At 59.6% G+C, this 19,364-nt stretch carries 20 protein-coding genes; 17 read left to right on the top strand and 3 right to left on the bottom strand.

The genetic code is table 11. The features are described 5' to 3' along the window. The first annotated feature begins 8 nt into the window (after positions 1 to 8). The 17 genes from SIB92_RS00905 (at position 9) to SIB92_RS00825 (ending at position 15,640) form a co-directional block, all read left to right on the top strand. A complete protein-coding gene (locus tag SIB92_RS00905; protein WP_412554045.1) occupies positions 9 to 1,178 on the top strand; it encodes a D-alanyl-D-alanine carboxypeptidase family protein in 1,170 nt (389 codons plus the stop codon). After that, complete coding sequence (gene tmk, locus SIB92_RS00900; protein WP_412554044.1) at positions 1,175 to 1,804, top strand: dTMP kinase; 630 nt, start codon at positions 1,175 to 1,177, stop codon at positions 1,802 to 1,804. The genes SIB92_RS00905 and tmk overlap by 4 nt, the downstream gene beginning before the upstream one ends. Further along, the gene (locus SIB92_RS00895; RefSeq protein WP_412554043.1) at positions 1,801 to 2,919 is read left to right on the top strand and encodes a DNA polymerase III subunit delta'; all 1,119 of its coding nucleotides are present in this window, start codon (positions 1,801 to 1,803) and stop codon (positions 2,917 to 2,919) included. Before tmk ends, SIB92_RS00895 begins: the two co-directional genes overlap by 4 nt. A 7-nt stretch (positions 2,920 to 2,926) precedes the next feature. Next, positions 2,927 to 3,733, top strand: coding sequence for a TatD family hydrolase (locus SIB92_RS00890; protein ID WP_412554042.1), 807 nt, complete (start codon positions 2,927 to 2,929; stop codon positions 3,731 to 3,733). Next, positions 3,730 to 4,533, top strand: a complete 804-nt coding sequence (locus tag SIB92_RS00885; RefSeq protein WP_412554041.1) for an MBL fold metallo-hydrolase — start codon at positions 3,730 to 3,732, stop codon at positions 4,531 to 4,533. Before SIB92_RS00890 ends, SIB92_RS00885 begins: the two co-directional genes overlap by 4 nt. A gap of 30 nt (positions 4,534 to 4,563) precedes the next feature. Further along, on the top strand, positions 4,564 to 5,493 hold the full coding sequence (locus SIB92_RS00880) for an AEC family transporter (protein WP_412554040.1): 930 nt from the start codon (positions 4,564 to 4,566) through the stop codon (positions 5,491 to 5,493). Positions 5,494 to 5,569: 76 nt separating this feature from the next. After that, a complete protein-coding gene (locus tag SIB92_RS00875; RefSeq protein WP_412554039.1) occupies positions 5,570 to 6,211 on the top strand; it encodes a DsbA family oxidoreductase in 642 nt (213 codons plus the stop codon). A gap of 370 nt (positions 6,212 to 6,581) precedes the next feature. Next, positions 6,582 to 6,884, top strand: coding sequence for an STAS domain-containing protein (locus tag SIB92_RS00870; protein ID WP_294118175.1), 303 nt, complete (start codon positions 6,582 to 6,584; stop codon positions 6,882 to 6,884). After that, entirely contained in the window at positions 6,881 to 7,246 is a 366-nt protein-coding gene (locus SIB92_RS00865; protein ID WP_164646190.1) for a response regulator, read from the top strand. The genes SIB92_RS00870 and SIB92_RS00865 overlap by 4 nt, the downstream gene beginning before the upstream one ends. Before the next feature lie 13 nt (positions 7,247 to 7,259). Further along, positions 7,260 to 9,497: a chemotaxis protein CheA gene (locus SIB92_RS00860; protein WP_412554038.1), complete on the top strand. Its 2,238-nt coding sequence runs from the start codon at positions 7,260 to 7,262 to the stop codon at positions 9,495 to 9,497. Further along, the gene (locus SIB92_RS00855) at positions 9,497 to 9,967 is read left to right on the top strand and encodes a chemotaxis protein CheW (RefSeq protein ID WP_168591686.1); all 471 of its coding nucleotides are present in this window, start codon (positions 9,497 to 9,499) and stop codon (positions 9,965 to 9,967) included. The genes SIB92_RS00860 and SIB92_RS00855 overlap by 1 nt, the downstream gene beginning before the upstream one ends. 5 nt (positions 9,968 to 9,972) lie before the next feature. Continuing rightward, positions 9,973 to 10,866, top strand: a complete 894-nt coding sequence (locus tag SIB92_RS00850) for a CheR family methyltransferase (RefSeq protein WP_412554037.1) — start codon at positions 9,973 to 9,975, stop codon at positions 10,864 to 10,866. A 3-nt stretch (positions 10,867 to 10,869) separates the two neighbouring features. Further along, positions 10,870 to 11,256: a response regulator gene (locus SIB92_RS00845; protein WP_294118189.1), complete on the top strand. Its 387-nt coding sequence runs from the start codon at positions 10,870 to 10,872 to the stop codon at positions 11,254 to 11,256. A 25-nt stretch (positions 11,257 to 11,281) separates the two neighbouring features. Further along, positions 11,282 to 11,626, top strand: coding sequence for a hypothetical protein (locus SIB92_RS00840; RefSeq protein WP_412554036.1), 345 nt, complete (start codon positions 11,282 to 11,284; stop codon positions 11,624 to 11,626). A 48-nt stretch (positions 11,627 to 11,674) separates the two neighbouring features. Then, positions 11,675 to 12,877, top strand: coding sequence for a PAS domain-containing protein (locus SIB92_RS00835; protein WP_412554035.1), 1,203 nt, complete (start codon positions 11,675 to 11,677; stop codon positions 12,875 to 12,877). Positions 12,878 to 12,943: 66 nt separating this feature from the next. After that, complete coding sequence (locus SIB92_RS00830) at positions 12,944 to 14,998, top strand: methyl-accepting chemotaxis protein (protein ID WP_412554034.1); 2,055 nt, start codon at positions 12,944 to 12,946, stop codon at positions 14,996 to 14,998. A gap of 78 nt (positions 14,999 to 15,076) precedes the next feature. Beyond that, positions 15,077 to 15,640, top strand: coding sequence for a chemotaxis protein CheD (locus SIB92_RS00825; RefSeq protein WP_412554033.1), 564 nt, complete (start codon positions 15,077 to 15,079; stop codon positions 15,638 to 15,640). Positions 15,641 to 15,718: 78 nt separating this feature from the next. On the opposite strand, the gene lpdA is transcribed toward SIB92_RS00825, so the two are convergent. Genes lpdA through SIB92_RS00810 form a run of 3 tightly spaced genes read right to left on the bottom strand, consistent with a single transcriptional unit; the run spans position 15,719 to position 19,364 of the window. Then, complete coding sequence (gene lpdA, locus SIB92_RS00820) at positions 15,719 to 17,077, bottom strand: dihydrolipoyl dehydrogenase (protein WP_412554032.1); 1,359 nt, start codon at positions 17,075 to 17,077, stop codon at positions 15,719 to 15,721. Then, positions 17,078 to 18,346 carry a dihydrolipoamide acetyltransferase family protein gene (locus SIB92_RS00815; RefSeq protein ID WP_412554031.1) on the bottom strand — a complete coding sequence of 423 codons (1,269 nt, stop codon included), beginning with the start codon at positions 18,344 to 18,346 and terminating at the stop codon, positions 17,078 to 17,080. Between the two features lie 4 nt (positions 18,347 to 18,350). Continuing rightward, positions 18,351 to 19,364 (bottom strand): alpha-ketoacid dehydrogenase subunit beta, encoded by a 1,014-nt coding sequence (locus SIB92_RS00810; protein WP_412554030.1) that lies wholly within the window; start codon positions 19,362 to 19,364, stop codon positions 18,351 to 18,353.

Below are 19,364 nucleotides of genomic sequence, written 5' to 3'. Positions count from 1 at the left end.
CCTCTGCCATGTTCAAATCCGTATTCTACGCCTGCGTGGCCGCGATTGGATTGACGGTTGCGACCAGCGAGGCCAGCGCCTTTGAAACCAAAGCCCGCGCCGCCTTTGTGATGGACCAATCCACCGGCACCGTGCTGCTGGCCAAAAACGCTGACGAAGCCTTGCCACCGGCCTCCATGTCCAAGCTGATGACACTCTACATGGCGTTTGAGGCGGTGCGTGATGGCCGCTTGCAGATGACCGAAAAACTGCCAGTGTCGCAGCATGCGATGAACTATGGCGGCTCCACCATGTTCCTGGACACCACAGATCGGGTGGCGGTCGAAGACCTGTTGCGCGGCATCATCGTTTTATCCGGTAATGATGCCTGTGCCGTGATTGCCGAAACCCTCAGCCCGGATGGCACAGAGGCTGGCTTTGCCCGCCTGATGACCCGCCGCGCGCGACAAATGGGCATGACCAATTCGACCTTCGCCAACTCCAACGGTTGGCCCGCGCCGGGTCATCGCATGAGCATGCGCGACCTGTCCTTGCTGGCAAACCGCCTCATCACAGACTTTCCCGAGTTCTACCCGATGTTTGCCGAGCGCGAGTTCAAATTTGACGGCCGCGCACCGCAAAACACGCAAAACCGCAACCCGCTTCTGCGCCTCAACATTGGCGCCGATGGCCTAAAAACTGGCCACACGTCGGAGGCGGGCTACGGCCTTGTTGGCTCTGCCAAACAAGGCAACCGCCGCGTGATTTTTGCCTTCTCCGGCCTGCAAACCGCCGCAGAACGTGCCGAAGTCTCTGAGCAGATTGTCAACTGGGCTTTCCGCCAATTCTCTGAGGCCACTTTGGCCCGCGAGGGCGAACGTGTCGCCGAAGCGGACGTCTGGATGGGCAAAACCCCGCGGGTTGGCTTGGTGCCGGAAAGCGATATCGAAGTATTGCTGCCGGTGCTCGCACAGAACAAGGTCAAAGCTGAAGTGATCTACAACGGCCCAATTGAGGCACCCATTGCCAAAGGCCAATCGCTGGCGGAGTTGGTGCTAATGCCCGAAGACCTGCCAGAAATGCGCATTCCGCTGGTGGCCGAAGCAGACGTGCCCGAAGGCGGCTTTGGCATTCGCCTGCGCACAGCTGCAGGCGTTCTGATGCTGCAATTTGGCCTCAATCTCGCAGGTGCATCGTGAGCGGACACTTCATCACTTTTGAAGGCATCGACGGTTCCGGCAAATCCACCCAAGCAAAACTCCTCGCAGACCGCTTGCGCGCGGAAGGCTTTGAAGTTGTGCTTACCCGCGAACCCGGCGGCTCCATTGGAGCTGAAGAAATCCGCGCGCTGGTGCTGGAAGGTGATCCGGACCGCTGGTCAGCTGAAACCGAAATCCTGCTCTTTACGGCAGCCCGCCGCGACCATCTGGAACGCACCATTTTGCCCGCCGTGGCTGCCGGCAAAATTGTTATCTGCGACCGCTTCGCCGACAGCACCCGCATGTATCAGGGCCTTTCTCGCGGCGACCTGCGCGGGATCGTGGACCAATTGCACAGCCTGATGATTGGCCGCGAACCCGATCTGACCGTTCTGATCGACATGGACCCGGCCACAGGCCTAGCGCGCGCCAAGTCCCGCCAAACCGCAGAGGAACGCTTTGAAGACTTCGGCCAGGCTTTGCAGGAGCAAATGCGCAAAGGCTTTCTGGACTTGTCCAAAGAATACGCAGACCGCTTCCGCGTGATCGACGGCGCCAGCGATATGAACAGCGTGTCTGACGCCGTGTACGCCACTGTGAAACAACACATTGAGGCCAACGCGTGAGCGACGACACCGCCCCAGAGGCTGACCGCGTCACCGGCGCGCCGCATCCTCAGGAAACCGAGGTGCTTTTTGGCCAGGCCTCAGCCGAACAGGACTTTCTGACAGCGGTCAATTCCCACCGCCTGCACCACGGCTGGCTGATCACCGGGCCAATTGGCGTGGGCAAAGCCACTTTGGCCTGGCGCATCGCGCGCTTCCTTCTCGCCACCCCGCTGGACGACGGCGCTGGTCTGTTTGGCGATCCCGTGCCGCATACCAGCCTGGACGTCTCGTCCGACCACCCTGTGGCGCACCGCCTTTTGGCGCGTTCCGAGCCCGGCCTGTTCAGCATCACGCGCTCCATGAACGAGAAAACCGGCAAGCTGCGCGACCAAATCGTCGTGGATGATGTACGTGGCTTGACCCACTTCCTGACCATGTCCTCCGCTGACGGTGGCCGCCGCGTGGTGATTGTCGACAGCGCGGATGAGATGAACGTGAACGCCGCCAACGCGCTCCTCAAAATGCTTGAGGAACCGCCAGAGCGCACCACCATGTTGCTGATCTCACATCAGCCCTCGCGCCTGCTGCCAACCATCCGGTCACGCTGCCGGGAGCTGCGTTTGCACCCGCTGTCACCTGAGGACATGCACAACGCCCTTACCCAAGCTGGCTTTGAAGCCGCCGAGTCCCCCGCCCTCGCCGAACTGGCGGCAGGCTCCGTCGGCGAGGCCCTGCGCATCCTGCAAAGCGATGGCCTCGCGCTCTATGCCGAGCTGATCTCGCTCTTCTCAGCCGAGCAGGGTTTTGACCGGCAACGCGCCATCGCGCTCTCCAACGCCGCCGTCGGCCCCGCAAACGCCGAACGCTATGAGTTGCTGTTGACGCTGATTGACCTTTTCTTGATACGCCTCGCGCGCACCGGCGCTTTGGGCCAGCCACCCGCCACCGAAGTTGCCCCCAACGAGGCGCAGGTGCTCAGCCGCCTGGCCCCCAATGCCTACAAAGCCCGCGCCTGGGCTGCTGCGGCACAGGAAATCTCGGATCGCACCCACCACGGCAAGGCGGTGAACCTTGACCCTGCCGCGCTTGTGCTGGATACGGTTTTCAAGATCCATCAAACCGCAACCGCCTGAGCGCCTCATGACTGACTATCCACAGATCACCGACAGCCACTGCCACCTCGATTTCCCGGACTTTGACGGCAAGCTGGATGAGTTTATCGCCCGTGCGGCTGACGTGGGCGTGACCCGCATGGTGACAATCTGCACCCGCCTGCGCAACGAACCCACCGTGCGTGCGATTGCCGAGGCCCACGCACCGGTGTTTTACGCCGCAGGCACCCACCCGATGAGCGCTGCTGAGGAGCCGCTGGCCACTGTGGAAGAGTTGGTCGCGCTGGCACAGCATCCGAAGTTTGTCGGCATCGGCGAAACCGGTCTGGATTATCACTACACCGCCGACAGCAAAGAGGTGCAGCAAACCTCGCTGCGCATCCACTGCGAAGCGGCACGCGAAACCGGCCTGCCTCTGATCATCCACAGCCGCGATGCGGATGAAGACATGACGCAGATCCTGACCGAGGAATACAACAAAGGCGCCTATGGCTGCGTCATGCACTGCTACAGTTCCGGGCCGGAACTGGCAAAAAAGATGCTCGACCTTGGCTTTTACCTGTCCATGTCCGGCATTGCAGCCTTCCCCCGTTCCCAGGAAGTGCGCGACATCTTTGCCGCCGCACCGGTGGACCGCGTGTTGGTGGAAACCGACGCGCCCTACCTCGCGCCCCCGCCCTATCGCGGCAAACGCAACGAGCCGTCTTACGTGGAAAAAACCGCCCGTGTTGGCGCCGAGGTGTTTGGCATGGACTACGCTGACTTCGCCGCGCAGACACAGGCCAACTTCGAGCGCCTGTTCTCCAAAGCAGCCCAAACGGCGGCCGCTGCATGAGCGCAACGCTGACCTTCACCATTCTGGGCTGCGGCAGTTCCGGTGGCGTGCCGCGCATCGGCGGCCATTGGGGCGACTGTGATCCCACCAACCCCAAAAACCGCCGCCGCCGCTGCTCTCTCTTAATCGAACGTGAGACGGCAGACGGCAAAACCACCGTACTGGTCGACACCTCACCGGACATGCGCGACCAACTTCTGTCTGCCGATGTCTTCGCGCTGGACGCCGTGGTCTACACCCATAGCCACGCGGACCATGTGCATGGCATCGATGACCTGCGTATGGTGGTCTACAACATGCGCAAACGCATTCCCGTCTGGGCGGACGGCGCCACGCAAAACGATCTGCTCAGCCGTTTTGGCTATGCCTTTGTTCAACCCAAAGACAGCCCCTACCCGCCGATCCTAGACTTGCACACCATCGATGAGGATGACTTCACCATCTCCGGTGCTGGCGGTGACATCACCTTTAAGCCAATCAAGGTGGATCACGGCAGCATCGACGCCCTGGCCTTCCGCGTGGACGACGTGGTCTACATGCCAGACGTAGCCGAAATCTACGACGCCGCCTGGCCGCAGCTGACTGACATGAAGTGCTTCATCATCGACGCCCTACGCCGGTCTCCGCACCCCACCCACGCCCATCTCGACAAAGCGCTGGAGTGGATTGCCAAACTAACACCAGAGCGCGCAGTGTTGACCAACATGCACATCGACCTCGACCACTCTGTGGTGGATGGCGAAACCCCGGACCACATCACCCCCGCATTTGACGGGATGAAAATCACCTACGACCTGTAAGCACAGGTCACACTGCAGGACACGACACAGATGCAAACTCTAATCTCTGTGATCCTGCCGGTCTTTTTCATCATCGGTTTTGGCTACCTCGCCGCGTGGCGCGGGCTGTTCAGCCAGCAAAACGTCGACGGGTTGATGCGCTACGCCACCAACTTCGCCGTGCCGGTCCTGCTCTTCCGCGCCATATCCAACCTAGATCTGGCCGCCGAATACAACCTCAACCTCTTGGGCAGCTTCTACGGTGCCGCCTTCCTGTGCTTTCTCACCGGCATGCTGGGCGCCAGATACCTTTTTGGGCGCGATTGGGAAGACGCCACCGCCATTGGCTTTGTCTGCCTATTTTCCAACTCGCTTTTGTTGGGCCTAGCCATCATGGAGCGCGCCTACGGACCAGACAGCCTGACCGGCAACTACGCCATTATCTCGATCCATGCGCCCTTCTGCTATGGCCTTGGCATTGCCACCATGGAGATCATGCGCGCACGGCACAGCTCCAAAGCCAAAATTGTGCCGACCGTACTCAAGGCGATGTTCTCCAACGCGTTGATCATCGGCATCGGTCTTGGCTTTGTGGTCAACCTCGGCAACATCTCGGTGCCTGAACCGGCGATGCACGCCGTCAACCTCTTGGCTGGTTCAGCCCTACCCGCCGCGCTTTTTGGCATCGGCGGTGTGCTCTACCGATACCGTCCCGAAGGCGACATGCGCACCATCCTCTTCTGCTGCGCCGTCTCACTGGGCCTGCACCCGGCTCTGACCTTCGCCTTTGGCACCTGGAGTGCCATTTCCGTGGACAATATGCGCTCCGCCATTGTCACCGCTTCCATGGCGCCAGGCATCAACGCCTATCTCTTCGCCAATATGTACGGTCGCGCCATGCGGGTGGCTGCCTCCACTGTGCTGATTGGCACCGCCCTCTCGGTGCTCACGGTTTGGCTCTGGCTGGGCACATTGCCGTGACCTCACGGCACAGCAGCTTGCGCCCACCGCGACCACACCCCATCTTGGCGACCTGACCCACCACAGGAGTGCCCCAATGGCCCAAGACCCAATCCGTGTGGACATCGTCTCCGATGTCGTTTGCCCCTGGTGCATCGTAGGCTACCGCCAGCTCATGCAAGCTTCCGAGGCCACCGGCATTCCCGTGGAAACCTATTGGCACCCGTTTGAACTCAACCCGGATATGGAAGCGGAAGGCGAAAACCTGCGCGAGCACATCATGCGAAAATACGGCAGCTCGGCCGAACAGTCCCAATCCGCACGCGACCACCTGACCTCCGTGGGCAAGGACCTCGACTTCGCGTTTCACTGGACCGAGGACAGCCGGATCTACAATACCTTTGCCGCCCATCAACTGTTGCACTGGGCTTCGGAAAGCGGACAGGCCCAGACTCTGAAACTGGCTCTGTTTGACGCCTACTTCACACAGGGCCGCAACGTGAGCGATCCAGAAGTCCTGATCGAGACTGCCGCTTCCATTGGCCTAAGCGCGGAAGAGGCCAAGGCAGTGCTGCAAGACCAACGCTACGCAGAGACCGTGCGGCAGAAAGAGCAGTTCTGGACCTCGCGTGGTGTGTCGGGTGTGCCCACGATGGTGTTTGAAGCCAAACAAGCCACCTCCGGTGCGCAGGGCGTCGACGCCTTTGCAAATCTGCTGCGAAACATCGCCATGTCCTAAGCCCCAAGGCCGCGCAGGCCTTGCGACAATCTGTTTGTAGACAGCCCTTGGAATCGGCGATTCCGAGGGCTTTTTGCTGCGCAACTTCCTGCGCGCGCCCGCCTTCTAAAGAAAGCCGTTCCCGGCACACACAACCCTAGGCGGCAAGGTCGTTAAAATCCTGCCCAAGTCGCCAAAAAACACAAAAATACCCATTCAATCCAACCACTTAAAGCCAAACCCTCATAACAGGAAGCCGGCCAAAACCCCTTCTACCTCCCCCATTGTACCGCGCTAAACCACAAGATTTTTCCGAGTAACCGGGTGTTAAGAGCTGCCAGCTTACGTTGCCTTCAATCAGCCAGTCCGAAAACGGTATTGAACCAGACCCATGAACACAGACACATCATCATCTCAGGCCGACTGCATCGCGCTGCCGCAGCAGTTGGATTACGCACATTGCACCGAATTGCGTCTCGCAATCGAAGCCTCCCGCGGGCAACCGCTTGCGCTTGATGCGCATCATGTTGAGTTCCTTGGGGGGGCTGGCGCTGAACTGCTTTTGGCCACGCGCGCCGAATGGGCCGCACGTGAACTGCCATTTGAACTGAAACAACCATCTGACGAATTTCTAAAAGGTATGGAGCGGCTCGGCCTGCCCCATGACTGTCTTCTTGAAAGGGGCTCCGCATGACGACGAAGATTCTTGCAGTTGATGACTCCCGCACCATGCGCGCGATGATTCAAACCGCACTGACCGATGCAGGCTTTGATGTCGATCTGGCCGAGGACGGCATCGACGGTCTGGACAAACTTGGCGGCTCTGACCCCGACCTGGTCATCACCGACATCAACATGCCCCGCCTGGACGGCTTTGGCATGATCGAAGGTGTGCGTGAGCGCCCTGAGTGCGCCTCTCTGCCCATTCTCGTGCTGACCACGGAAAGCGGCGAAGAACTGAAACAACGTGCCCGTACAGCTGGCGCAACCGGCTGGATTGTAAAGCCGTTTGACGCCGAAAAGCTGGTCGCGGTCATCAATCGTCTGGTTGTCTGAAAGGAACTGAGTGATGTCCGATCTTCGTGACATGTTCTTTGAGGAATGCGACGACCTTCTTGAAGTGTTGTCCACCGGTCTGGAAGATCTCCAGAACGAGACCTCGGATGCGGAAACCATCAACGCGATGTTCCGCTCCGTGCATTCCATCAAAGGCGGCGCCGGGGCCTTTGGCCTTGATCGCCTGATCAAATTTGCCCACGCATTTGAGAACGTGCTGGACGACCTGCGCTCCGACAAGATCGGCGTGGACTCAACCATCACGGCTCTGATGTTCTCCGGCTTTGACCACCTGAGCGATCTGGTGGACGCAGCCCGCGACGACAACGACCTGCCTGACACCGACGGTGCGGCTGTTTTGGCAGAACTGAAACAGACCACCCAAAACGCCAATGGCGGTGTTGGCGGCGACGATGACGACGACGCCAACGAAGTCAGCTCCGACGACTTTGAAGTTCAAGCCATGGACTTCAGCCTCGATCTGGGTGGCGACGATGACGGTGGCATTGGCGATCTGCCAGGCCTGCCTTCTCTTGGTGGCGGCGACGACGCAACCGATGGCGCGACCCACTTTGTGGTGAAATTCAAAGCCGATCCCGTGCTTTACACACGCGGCCACGATCCAGCCCTGCTGTTCCGTGCTCTGGGTGAGATGGGCGAGCTGTCCATCGAAGCAGACCGTTCTGAAGTCGCCCCTCTGGAAAGCCTCAAGGATGCCCCTGCGGCGATCTCTTGGACGCTGACCCTGCGGCCGGACGACGGTATCGACGAAAGCACCATCCGCGAAATCTTCGAGTTTGTCGAAGGCCAGTGCACGCTGCACATCTCAGAAACTGTGGTGGAAGCCGCAGCGGAAGAAGACGCAGCGCCTGTTGCAGACGCACCTGCTGCGCCCGTGGCGGAAGCCGCGCCAGCAGCGGCTGCCGCAGCACCAGCCGCAAAGGCCGAAGCCAAGCCAGCACCTGCCAAAGCCCCAAAGGCTGAAAAGCAGGAGGCCAAAGGCGGAGACGGCGGAAAAAAGTCCTCTGAACCGCGCAACAGCACCATCCGTGTAGACCTGAACCGCGTAGACCGTCTGATCAACTTGGTCGGCGAGCTCGTGATCAGCGAAGCCATGTTGCGCCAGTCGATGAATGAGCTGCCAGTGTCGGCCAACAGTGCCGTCAGCGAAGCCATTGGTCAGCTGAAAACCCTGTCCGGCGTTCTGCAAGAGAGCGTGATGGCCATTCGTGCACAACCAGTGCGTGGCCTGTTCCAGCGGATGAGCCGGATTGTACGGGAATCTTCCCGTCAGGCGGGCAAAACCTCCCGTCTGGTGATGGTTGGGGAAGCCACCGAGGTCGATAAGACCGTGACCGAACGTCTTGTGGAACCACTAACCCACATGATCCGGAACTCGGTCGACCATGGTTTGGAAAAAGCCGAAGACCGTGTTGCCGCTGGCAAACCGGAAATGGGCACCATCAAGCTGGAAGCCGCACACCGCTCTGGTCGTGTTGTGATCTCGCTCTCTGACGACGGCGCCGGTGTGAACCGTGCCAAAGTGCGTCAGAAAGCCGAAGAGAAAGGCCTGATCCGTCCAGAGGACGATCTGACCGACAGCGACATCGACAACCTGTTGTTCCGCCCTGGTTTCTCCACCGCCGACGAGATCTCTCAGCTCTCCGGTCGTGGCGTGGGTATGGACGTTGTGCGCTCTGAAATTCAGGCGCTTGGCGGCCGCATCAACCTTCAGTCCGAGCCGGGCAAAGGCACCACGATCACCATCTCCCTGCCCCTCACTCTTGCGGTGATGGAAGGCATGCTGATCGAAGTCGCCGGCGAAAGCCTTGTTGTCCCAACCGTTGCGCTGCGTGAAACCCTGCAGCCTGGTCAGGCCAACATACACGACTTCTGTGACGGCGACCGCGGCCTGTCCGTCAACGACTCGATGCTTCCGATTGTGGATCTTGGGGAGGCTCTTGGCTTCCGCGCGCCACTGCCGGACTTCAGCAACCAGTCGCTCCTTCTGATTGAAGGGGAATCCGGACGCCGATCAGCTCTCGCAGTGGACGGCATCGTGGAGCAACGCGAAGTGGTGATCAAAGGTTTGGAACAGAACTATCAATCCATTCCTGGCATCGCCGCCGCAACCATCCTTGGCAACGGCAAGATCGCCCTGATCGTCGATACAGATCAAATGATCCCATCGCCGGGCAACGGCAACCCAGGACTGCGTAAGGGGTCCGAATTGGCAGAGGTGAATCTCTAATGTCTGAACAAGCTACTCAAGAACAGACCGACAACCGCATTGAAATCGTGTCCTTCACCATTGGTGAGCAGGCCTTCTGTCTGGACATCGGCCATGTGCTGGAAATCCGCGGCTGGACCAACACCACCACGCTTCCACATGCACCTGACTATGTGGTCGGCATGATGAACCTGCGCGGTGCGGTGCTGCCGGTGATCGACCTGTCGATGCGTCTGGGCCTTGGCAAAACCATCCCGGAAAGCCGTCACGTGATCATCATCGCACACATCGATGAGAAGAGCGTTGGCTTCCTGGTGGATGCCGTGTCCAACATCATCACAGTGAACACCGACGAGATCAAAGCCACTCCGGAGGTCTCCTCTTCCAAGACCGCAGCGTTCATTCGCGGCGTCTACACCCTGGAAGAGACCATCGTTCGTGCGATCGATGTTCACCAGATCATGCCACAGGAAGCACTGTCAGCAGCATGACCCAAATGGCGCAAAAATCCCTTGAAGAAGGCACAATCAGTGATGCGGACTTTGCCGCCATTGCTGGGCTGGTGCGTGAGTGGATGGGCATCGACCTTCAGCCGCATAAGCGGACGATGGTCGCCTCCCGCCTCTCCAAGCGCCTGCGTGCCACAGGCTATGACACAGTCAACGACTACATTGACTATATGCACTCGCCTCAAGGGCGGGATGAGCAAACCCGCTTTATCAGCGCCTATACAACCAACATGACGCGCTTCAATCGCGAAGGGCATCACTTCGAACAACTGGCCAATGACGTGCTGCCGGACCTGATGGCCCAGGCGCGCCGCGGCAAGCGCGTTCGGATCTGGTCGGCAGGCTGTTCCAGCGGCGAAGAACCTTATGGCCTGGCATTCCACGTTCTGGATGCCTGCCCCGAGGCGGCCTCGCTTGATGTGAAGATCCTGGCATCTGACATCGACCCGGAAATCCTGGCCACGGCCAAGCGCGGCGTCTATCCGACGTCCTCGATCAACACCCTGACCAACGGTCAAGGCGCGAAGTATTTCGAGGATTTTGAGGGCGCGCGCGATCAGAAAGCGGTCTGCCAAAATGCCCGTGACCTGATCAGCTTCCGGCGTCTCAACCTGCACGGCGACTGGCCCTTCAAGGGCAAGTTCGACATCATCATGTGTCGCAACGTCGCCATCTACTTTGATGCACCAACACAAAGCCGGCTCTGGCGCAGATTTGGCGAGCAGCTCTGCCCGGACGGCCTCCTTTTCTTGGGTCATTCCGAAGGAATTGGCCCGGAACACGCCGAGCTGTTTCACACAGCCGGACGGGGCGTTTTCTCAATAGACACCTCCCGCATTGGCAGCAGAAGCGCTGATGCAACCTTGCACATGGGGAACTGAACAATGAGCTTGAAAGATAAGCTGCACATTCTGGTTGTGGACGACATGTCCACCAGCCGAGGACTCATCACACAGGCACTCGATGAGATCGGGATCGTCAACTACCGCACCGAAAATGACGGTGCCCAGGCCTGGCGCAGCCTCGCGGCGAAGCCGGTCCACCTGATCCTGTCCGATTTCAACATGCCGGGCATGGACGGCCTCCAGCTTCTGGAAGGCATCCGCTCCAACAAGGCCACCGCCCGGACAGGTTTCATCCTGATCACAGGCCGTGCCGACCCGGACACCATCAACCGCGGCGTTAAGCTGGGCATGAACAACTTCATCAAGAAGCCGTTTGAAACCGCACAGCTCAAAGCCTGCATCGAGAAGGTGGTGGGGCCTCTGTAAAGGAGGCTCCCATGGGGGACTACAAATGACAACGCGCACAACCGCAGACGTATTGACCACCATTTCCGAGGACGTGGCTGACCTGGCTTCCATCGCACATGCGTTGGACGGGTTGACCAGCGAACTCGATCTGGAGGGCGTCGATCACAATAAAATTAGGGATCTGCAGCGTGTGGACGCGCTGTTCCAGCACCTGGACGACATCGCGGTTTTGCTTGGCAACATGTCTTCAATGATTGGCGCCGGACCGGATCTGAATGTGCAGGATCTCTCCGACAGCGTCCGTCTGGATTACCTCAAATCCCGCCTTTCGGACGCAGACAAGACCCGCGCAATCTCGCCTGATGCAGGCAACGTTAACCTCTTCTGAGCCCCACTCGCTCAGCCACAGTGACATTGGAATAGACTCATGAACGCCATGACAAAGATCAGCAGCGCCAGCGCAGACAGCTCCGCAACTGAGGTGCGGTTTGCTGCTGAGAGCATCATCACCTCGGCAACCGATCCGCGTGGCGTGATCCAGTTTGCCAACGACAAGTTCATCGAAGTTGGTGGTTACCCGCTCGAAGAGCTGATGAACGCGCCCCATAAGATCATGCGCCACCCGGACATGCCGAAAGGTGTGTTCTACCTCCTGTGGGAATGCCTCAAGGCGGGTCGTCCGGTTGTCACCTACGTGAAAAACAAGACAAAATCCGGTGGTTACTATTGGGTTTTGGCAGTGGTGACCCAAACGGAAAACGGCTACCTGTCCGCGCGCATCCGCCCTGGCACAGAGTTGTTTGAAACCACCAAGGAAATGTATGTCACTCTCCGTCAGGAAGAGACCGACAAGAACCTGACCCCGGAACAAAGCGGCACGCGCCTGCTGGAAATGATCCAGGAAGCCGGTTATGCGACGCTGGAGGCCTATGGCATCGCAGCTTTGGATATGGAGTTCAAAAACCGCAACATCATCGAGCCTGATCTGGTCAACAGCTTCGCCCTGATGGACGAGCTTGCTGAGATTATCACCGATATGCAGGATCTGGTGAACAGCATCGAACAAGGCTTTGAGCGTGTCCGCGGCGAGCCTGTGAACCTGCGTATTCTCGCCGGTCGCCTCGAAGGCGCAGGCGCAGCCCTCGGCACCATCTCACAGAACTATGACGCGATGGCCAAGGAAATGCACGGCCTTGTGGGGCGTCTGCATGACCCGGAAAACGGATCACTGGTGCAAATGTACAGCGCCGTATCCCAGGGCCGCTGGGCGATGCAAATTGCGCAACTTCTGGGAGAGGCTCACAGTAACGTCCGCCCGGAGGACAAAGAAACCGATGGCGCGATCCTGCTGAAAGAGCACCACGAACGCCTGCAACAGCGCAGCCGCTCCCGCCTGATTGAGATTTCCTCCATCGGCAAATCCATACCGGACATCTGCCGCAGCCTGCGCCGCCGGATCAACGGTCTGGATGTTGTGAAACTGCTCTGCAAGGTCGAAAGCGGCCGCATGCGCGACGTGGACAGCGGTCTGGACGGCATCATCGCCCGTCTGGAAAACTTCCACGACAACACCGATCGCCACCTGGCTGACCTCTCTGCCAAGGCCTCGCAAGTCACTCAAAAAGGCAGCTCCCTTTAAGGGGCTGCCCCCACCCCGCCATTTTCGCCGCTCCCATTAGCTCCAAATAAACAACAGGAAATCACCATGCCAGTTTTCCCAAAAATCAAATCCCGCTTCTCGCGGATGAGCATAAAAACCAAACTTGCAGCGGCAATTGCAGTCTGCGCCCTATTGGCGGTCGGACTTTCGCAATTCAATCAATACAACGCCCGCACCGCCGAAGCCGAAACCCAGGCGATGGAGCGCTACGACTTGCTGACCGAGCTGTTCAGCACCCAGTTGGTCGCCGCCGCGCAGTTTCAGGACGTTGACCGCCTGAAAGCCACAACCGACCGCTTCCTGGAGCAAGACTCTCACATCACCGCGGTCAGCGTGCTCTCGCCGGATGGCGCGGTGATCTACAGCTACGACATCGCCGAAACACGCGCCGACAGCATCTCCGCCGCGCTGAGCAATGTTGCCGCCACCGTTTCCGACGACAAACCTAGCGCACATGCCATCGAAGGCCCAATCTATGCGGCACAAATGCCTATCGCCCAGGCCGGTCGCAACCCGGTTGGCACCCTTCAGGTCGCTGCCGATGTGTCCTCCATTCGCGAGGAAGCGCTGCAGGAATTCATCAAAGGCGCCATCGGCTCCTCGCTTGCCGCCGCCCTCGCCCTCGCGCTGATTGTCATGCTGGTAGGCCGTGTGGTCACCCGCCCTGTATTGAGCCTTGGCAAAGCCATGGATGCGGTCGCCAATCACGACTTTGACTGTGACGTGCCCTGCCTGGACCGCGACGACGAAATTGGTGCCATGGCCAAACGTCTGGCAAAGTTCCGCGATCAACTGGCCCAGGAAGAACGCGACCGCGAAGCCCGCGCCGAGCAGGATGAACAGCGCCAGCGCCTGTTTGCCCGTCTCGCTGAAGGTCTGTCAGAGATTGCCGACGGCCGTGTAGATCGCCCTATCGACACAGCGGAATTTGCAAGCCTTGGTCAAAACTCCCAGCAAATTTGCAAAGATTTCAACGACGTACTGGACAACTTGAAGTCCGTGCTGTCCACCGTGACCCGCACCGCCGAAACCGTACGCTCCAGCGCTCAGGAAATCTCCGAAAGCGTGATCGACCAGTCCAAACGGTCCGAGGCACAGGCTGTGACCCTCGAAGAGTCCGCCGCCGCCATCGAAACCCTGAGCACCTCTGTGGAACAGACCGCTGACCATGCGGCCGAAGCCAACAAGCGCATCACCCAGAACCGTCAACAGGCGCAGTCCGGTGGCGAAGTGGTGGAACTCACCGTCGAAGCCATGCGCAACATCGAACAGAGCTCCGACAAGATCACCGCGATCATCGGCGTGATCGACGACATCGCCTTCCAGACCAACCTGCTGGCATTGAACGCCGGCGTAGAAGCGGCCCGTGCAGGCGAAGCAGGTCGCGGGTTTGCCGTGGTTGCCTCCGAAGTCCGCGCTCTGGCCCAACGCGCCTCAGATTCCGCGAACGAAATCAAAGAGCTGATCCTGACCTCCGGCGAGCAGGTCACCAAAGGCAGCGAACTGGTGAACAAAGCAGGTGACGCGCTTCAGGAAATCATCACTGGTGTGAACCACGCCTCTGACCTGGTGTCACAAATTGCCACCGGCTCCCGCGATCAGGCCGACAACCTGCGCGAAATCAAAGAGAGCGTGACCGAGCTGGACCGCGTGACCCAGCGCAACGCGGCGATGATAGAAGAATCCTCTGCTGCAAGCCGCAGCCTGTCGGATGAAGCTGCCAATATGTCTCAGGCCCTCAAGGTCTTCAAACTGACCGAAGCCGACGTGACCGCCGCCGCGACCCCGCGTGCTCCCGCAGTGCCAAAAGCGGCAACCAAGGCTCCAACAGCTGCCAAGCCAGCACCCGCGAAACCCGCGCCCAAACCTGCCAGACCTGCCTCGGCACAGCCTGTGGCCGATGCGGCAAAAACCAAGGAATGGGACGACGACGCCGCCAAAGACGCCAAGGCCGCCACTAAGACCAAGGCAAAGGTGAAGAAAACCGCTGCTGCGAAGCCTGCGGCTGCCCCGAAACCGCAGCCCAAGCCAGCCAAAGCCGCCGTGAACCAATCTGCGCCGGTCCAGGACACTTCCAGCGAAGACTGGGAAGACTTCTAAGAACTGCGCAAAAACTGCGCCTTGCCAGCTGGAGCGCGAACCCGGCTGGCGTGTAACCCTCGGTGAATGGAATAGCCAATGAGTCTTAGTGAAGCAGAAGCCATCAAAGGATACCAGGTCCAGCCCCTGTTGCAGGGCGACGTGCAGGTGTCCAGTGACCAGGATATCGTGATGACCACGATCCTCGGCTCATGTGTGGCGGCATGTATGTGGGACGAAACGGCGGGCATCGGCGGCATGAATCACTTCCTGCTGCCTGGCACCGAAGACGGCTCTGCCGGCTCCATGAGCCACGGTGTGCACGCCATGGAACTTCTGGTGAACGGTCTGATCCAGGCTGGCGCCCGCCGCGATAAGCTGAAGGTCAAACTGTTGGGCGGCGGCAAAATGTTCAACAGCCGCATCGACATCGGGTCCAAAAACGCCGAATTCGCCATGTGGTTCGTGCGTAACGAAGGCTTTGAACTGGTCGATTGCTGTCTTGGTGGCCAACGCGGCCGCAACATCCGCTTCTGGCCGGTCGGGGGCCGCATCCAGCGCCGCTTTATGAAAGACACCCGTCTGCTGACCGAGGATGAAGCACCAAAGCGCAAGCCAAAGCCAAAGGTCGACGACAACCTCGGCGACGTGCAACTGTTTTAACCCGCAGGTCCCTCCATTCCTGCAACAAAAAAGGCCCGCAACATGCTGCGGGCCTTTTTATTGTTCTGGTGCAATGCCTTAAATATGCAGTGCGTGGCCCAACGCTTTCAGGCAGGCCTCCTGCAACCCTTCCGACTGGGTTGGATGCGCATGGATTGTCGCCGCGATGTCTTCAAGGCAGGCGCCCATCTCAATGGCCAGCGAAAACGCGGCGGAGAGTTCCGAAATCCCCGCCCCGACCGCTTGAAAGCCCACAACCGCGTGATCCTCCTCGCGGTACACAACCCGCACAAAGCCGTCGTCGCGTTCGGTGGTCATGGCGCGGCCGTTGGCCATAAATGGAAACTCGCTGGATTTGGTGCCGTCGATCTCGCCCGGCAACGCACCACAGGTCACCACCTCCGGGTCGGTGAAACACACCGCCGGAATGGCGCATTTGTCCCATTCCACCGCATGGCCTGCGATGTGTTCGGCCACCATCTCGCCCTGCGCCATGGCCCGGTGCGCCAACATCGGCTCGCCGGTCACATCGCCAATCGCGTAAATCCCGCGCATGGAAGTCTGGCAGAAACTGTCGATCTTCACAAACGGCCCATCTTGGGTCAGCGCCAGTTCTTCAATGCCAATGCCCGCCGTGCGAGGACGCCGCCCGACAGTCACCAGGACCTTTTCCGCGACCACATCACCCTGATCGGTTTGCAACGCGCCATCGCTATAGCCTTGCGCCTTGGTACCGGCCATCACGGTCACGCCGAGGTCTTCCAACCGCTTAGCCACCGGCTTGGTTAAAGCTTTGTCGTAGAGCGACAGAATGCGGTTTTCCGCCTCCACCACTGTGACCTTGCTGCCCAGCTTGGCAAACACCGTGCCCAGCTCCAGCCCGATGTAGCCGCCACCAACAACGGCCAGCGTCTCCGGCACCTCGGTCAGGTCCAGTGCTTCTGTGGAGGACAAGATCGGCCCACCAAACGGCAGGAATGGCAACTCTACCGGCGCGGAGCCCGTGGCAATCACCACATATTCCGCACGGATCTGCTGCACCTCGTCGCCATTGGTGACCTCTACGGTTTTGCCATCCAAAAACCGCGCCTGCCCAGTGACAAACCGCGCTTTGGCTTTCTTCATCAACGCCGAAACACCCGTGTTCAAACGCTGCACAATGCCATCTTTCCACGCCACGGTCTGGGCCAGATCGATGCTTGGCGCGCTGGCGGAAATCCCCAGAGGCCCATCGTTCACATGCGCGATCTTGTGGAATTCATCCGCCGCGTGGATCATTGCTTTGGACGGAATACAGCCCACATTCAGACAGGTGCCCCCCGGCTTACCAGCATCCACAACAATGGTATCAATGCCCAGCTGGCCCGCCCGAATGGCACAGACGTAGCCGCCAGGGCCGGCCCCAATGATCAGCAGTTTACATGATAGATCAGTCATTTAGCCCTCAACAAACAGCATCGCTGGCGTTTCCAGCAGGGTTTTTAATTTTTGCACAAACACAGCCGCATCCCAGCCGTCGATCACCCGGTGATCAAAACTGCAGGAGATGTTCATCATCTTACGCGGCTGGAACTGCTGCCCATCCCAGACGGGTCGGATCTGCATTTTGTTCACACCGACAATCGCCACCTCCGGGTGGTTGATGATCGGCGTTGTGGCAATCGCGCCCAGCGGCCCCAACGAGGTGATGGTGATCGTGCCCCCGGACAGCTCATCGCGTTTGATGGTGCCGTCCCGTGCTTCTTGCGCCAATCGCGACACGGTTTCTGCATTGTCCCACAGGCTGCCCGCCTCGGTATGTTTCACCACCGGCACGTTCAAACCATTAGGCGTCTGTGTCGCAATGCCCACATGCACGCCCCCATGACGGTGGATCACGCCAGCTTCGTCATCATATCGCGCGTTCAACTCCGGCTGCTCGCGGACCGCTTCGACAATCGCGCGCATCAGGAACGGCAACAGCGTCAGCTTCGCCCGCTCCCCTTTGTGTTTGGCATTGAGCGCCGCACGCAGGTCTTCCAGCGCCGACATCTCCACCTCTTCCACAATGGTGATATGCGGAATTTGCCGTTTGGAGATCGCCATCTTTTCGGCGATCTTGCGGCGCATGCCAATCACCCGCACCTCTTCCACGCCGGTGTTCTGTCCACGGGTCACCCCGCCCTGCTGAATGCCGCCCGAGGCGATCCAATTGTCCAGATCGGCATGGCTGATCCGCCCTGCCGCACCGGATCCTGGCACCTGTCGCAGATCCACGCCCTCTTCCCGCGCCCGCGCGCGAACTGACGGCGACGCCAAAGGCTTGGTGCCTGCCGCGCGTTTTACTGGCGCTGCCGCGACGGGAGCCGCCACAGGTTTCGCCGCTGGTTTTGGCTCTGGCTCAGCCACGGCCTCTACAACCGCAGGCTTTTCTTCAACCGGTGCCGCCGTAGGCGCTTCCACGTCACCACTCTCGTTGCCTTCGCCGTCCACCTCAATGCGGATCAACACGGCGCCAATCGCGATCATGTCGCCAATTTCACCGCCCAGCGCGAGCACCTTGCCGTCCACAGACGACGGCACTTCCACAGCGGCCTTATCGGTCATCACAGCCGCTAGCACGTCATCTTCGCGCACCACGTCACCAACTTTCACGTGCCATTCGACCAGTTCGGCCTCGGCAATGCCCTCTCCGACGTCGGGCAAACGGATTGCAAATACTCCCATGGGATCAGTCCTCCATGACTTTGCGCAGCGCTTCGCCAACCCGTGCAGGTCCGGGGAAATACTCCCACTCCTGCGCATGCGGATACGGCGTGTCCCATCCGGTCACCCGGATCATCGGCGCTTCAAGATGATAGAAACAGGCTTCCTGCACGAGGCTCATCAGCTCGGCCCCAAAGCCAGAGGTGCGGGTCGCCTCATGCACAATCACACAGCGCCCGGTCTTTTTCACACTCTCAACAATGGTCTCCAGGTCCAGCGGCATCAGCGTGCGCAGGTCAATCACCTCCGCATCCACTCCGGTTTCTTCCGCAGCCGCCTCGGCCACGTAAACCATTGTGCCATAAGCCAGAACCGTCACATCCGCGCCTTCACGCTGAATATGCGCCTTGCCCAGCGGAGTGATCTCATTGCCCTCGGGCACGTCGCCCTGAGGATGTTTCTTCCAGCTTTCAATTGGCTTGTCGTGATGGCCATCAAACGGGCCGTTATATAGCCGCTTCGGCTCCAGGAAAATCACCGGATCGGGGTCAGCAATCGCAGCCAACAGCAAGCCCTTGGCATCCCGAGGATTGGACGGGATCACCACCTTCAGCCCGGATACATGGGTGAAAATCGCCTCTGGGCTTTGGCTGTGCGTCTGCCCGCCAAAGATACCGCCACCGGTGGGCATGCGGATCACCAAAGGACAGGTAAAATCCCCGTTGGAGCGATGCCGCAAACGCGCCGCTTCCGACACGATCTGGTCATAGGCCGGGTACACATAGTCGGCGAACTGGATCTCAATCACTGGCTTCAGGCCATAAGCCGCCATGCCAATCGCCGTGCCGACAATGCCGCTCTCGTTGATCGGCGCATCAAAGCAACGGGACTTCCCGTATTTTTCCTGCAACCCTGCGGTACAGCGGAATACACCGCCAAAGAAACCAACGTCTTCACCAAACACCACCACCTTGTCATCCGCGGCCATGGCCACATCATGGGCCTCGCGGATGGCTTCAATCATTGTCATTTGTGCCAT

This window comes from Shimia sp. MIT1388 (assembly GCF_047124445.1).
Taxonomy (GTDB): Bacteria; Pseudomonadota; Alphaproteobacteria; order Rhodobacterales; family Rhodobacteraceae; genus Shimia.
The sequence above is the reverse complement of the archived record's forward strand: the minus strand, read 5'-3'. Positions and strand labels throughout refer to the sequence as shown.

Coding starts and splice junctions, on each gene's coding strand:
- SIB92_RS00885 (WP_412554041.1), top strand. CDS start 3,730: ATGAGCGCAACGCTGACCTTCACCATTCTGGGCTGCGGCAGTTCCGGT.
- SIB92_RS00840 (WP_412554036.1), top strand. CDS start 11,282: ATGACAACGCGCACAACCGCAGACGTATTGACCACCATTTCCGAGGAC.
- SIB92_RS00870 (WP_294118175.1), top strand. CDS start 6,582: ATGAACACAGACACATCATCATCTCAGGCCGACTGCATCGCGCTGCCG.
- SIB92_RS00835 (WP_412554035.1), top strand. CDS start 11,675: ATGACAAAGATCAGCAGCGCCAGCGCAGACAGCTCCGCAACTGAGGTG.
- SIB92_RS00815 (WP_412554031.1), bottom strand. CDS start 18,346: ATGGGAGTATTTGCAATCCGTTTGCCCGACGTCGGAGAGGGCATTGCC.
- SIB92_RS00875 (WP_412554039.1), top strand. CDS start 5,570: ATGGCCCAAGACCCAATCCGTGTGGACATCGTCTCCGATGTCGTTTGC.
- SIB92_RS00855 (WP_168591686.1), top strand. CDS start 9,497: ATGTCTGAACAAGCTACTCAAGAACAGACCGACAACCGCATTGAAATC.
- lpdA (WP_412554032.1), bottom strand. CDS start 17,077: ATGACTGATCTATCATGTAAACTGCTGATCATTGGGGCCGGCCCTGGC.
- SIB92_RS00810 (WP_412554030.1), bottom strand. CDS start 19,364: ATGGCACAAATGACAATGATTGAAGCCATCCGCGAGGCCCATGATGTG.
- SIB92_RS00850 (WP_412554037.1), top strand. CDS start 9,973: ATGGCGCAAAAATCCCTTGAAGAAGGCACAATCAGTGATGCGGACTTT.
- SIB92_RS00860 (WP_412554038.1), top strand. CDS start 7,260: ATGTCCGATCTTCGTGACATGTTCTTTGAGGAATGCGACGACCTTCTT.
- SIB92_RS00905 (WP_412554045.1), top strand. CDS start 9: ATGTTCAAATCCGTATTCTACGCCTGCGTGGCCGCGATTGGATTGACG.
- SIB92_RS00890 (WP_412554042.1), top strand. CDS start 2,927: ATGACTGACTATCCACAGATCACCGACAGCCACTGCCACCTCGATTTC.
- SIB92_RS00825 (WP_412554033.1), top strand. CDS start 15,077: ATGAGTCTTAGTGAAGCAGAAGCCATCAAAGGATACCAGGTCCAGCCC.
- SIB92_RS00865 (WP_164646190.1), top strand. CDS start 6,881: ATGACGACGAAGATTCTTGCAGTTGATGACTCCCGCACCATGCGCGCG.
- SIB92_RS00845 (WP_294118189.1), top strand. CDS start 10,870: ATGAGCTTGAAAGATAAGCTGCACATTCTGGTTGTGGACGACATGTCC.
- SIB92_RS00830 (WP_412554034.1), top strand. CDS start 12,944: ATGCCAGTTTTCCCAAAAATCAAATCCCGCTTCTCGCGGATGAGCATA.
- SIB92_RS00880 (WP_412554040.1), top strand. CDS start 4,564: ATGCAAACTCTAATCTCTGTGATCCTGCCGGTCTTTTTCATCATCGGT.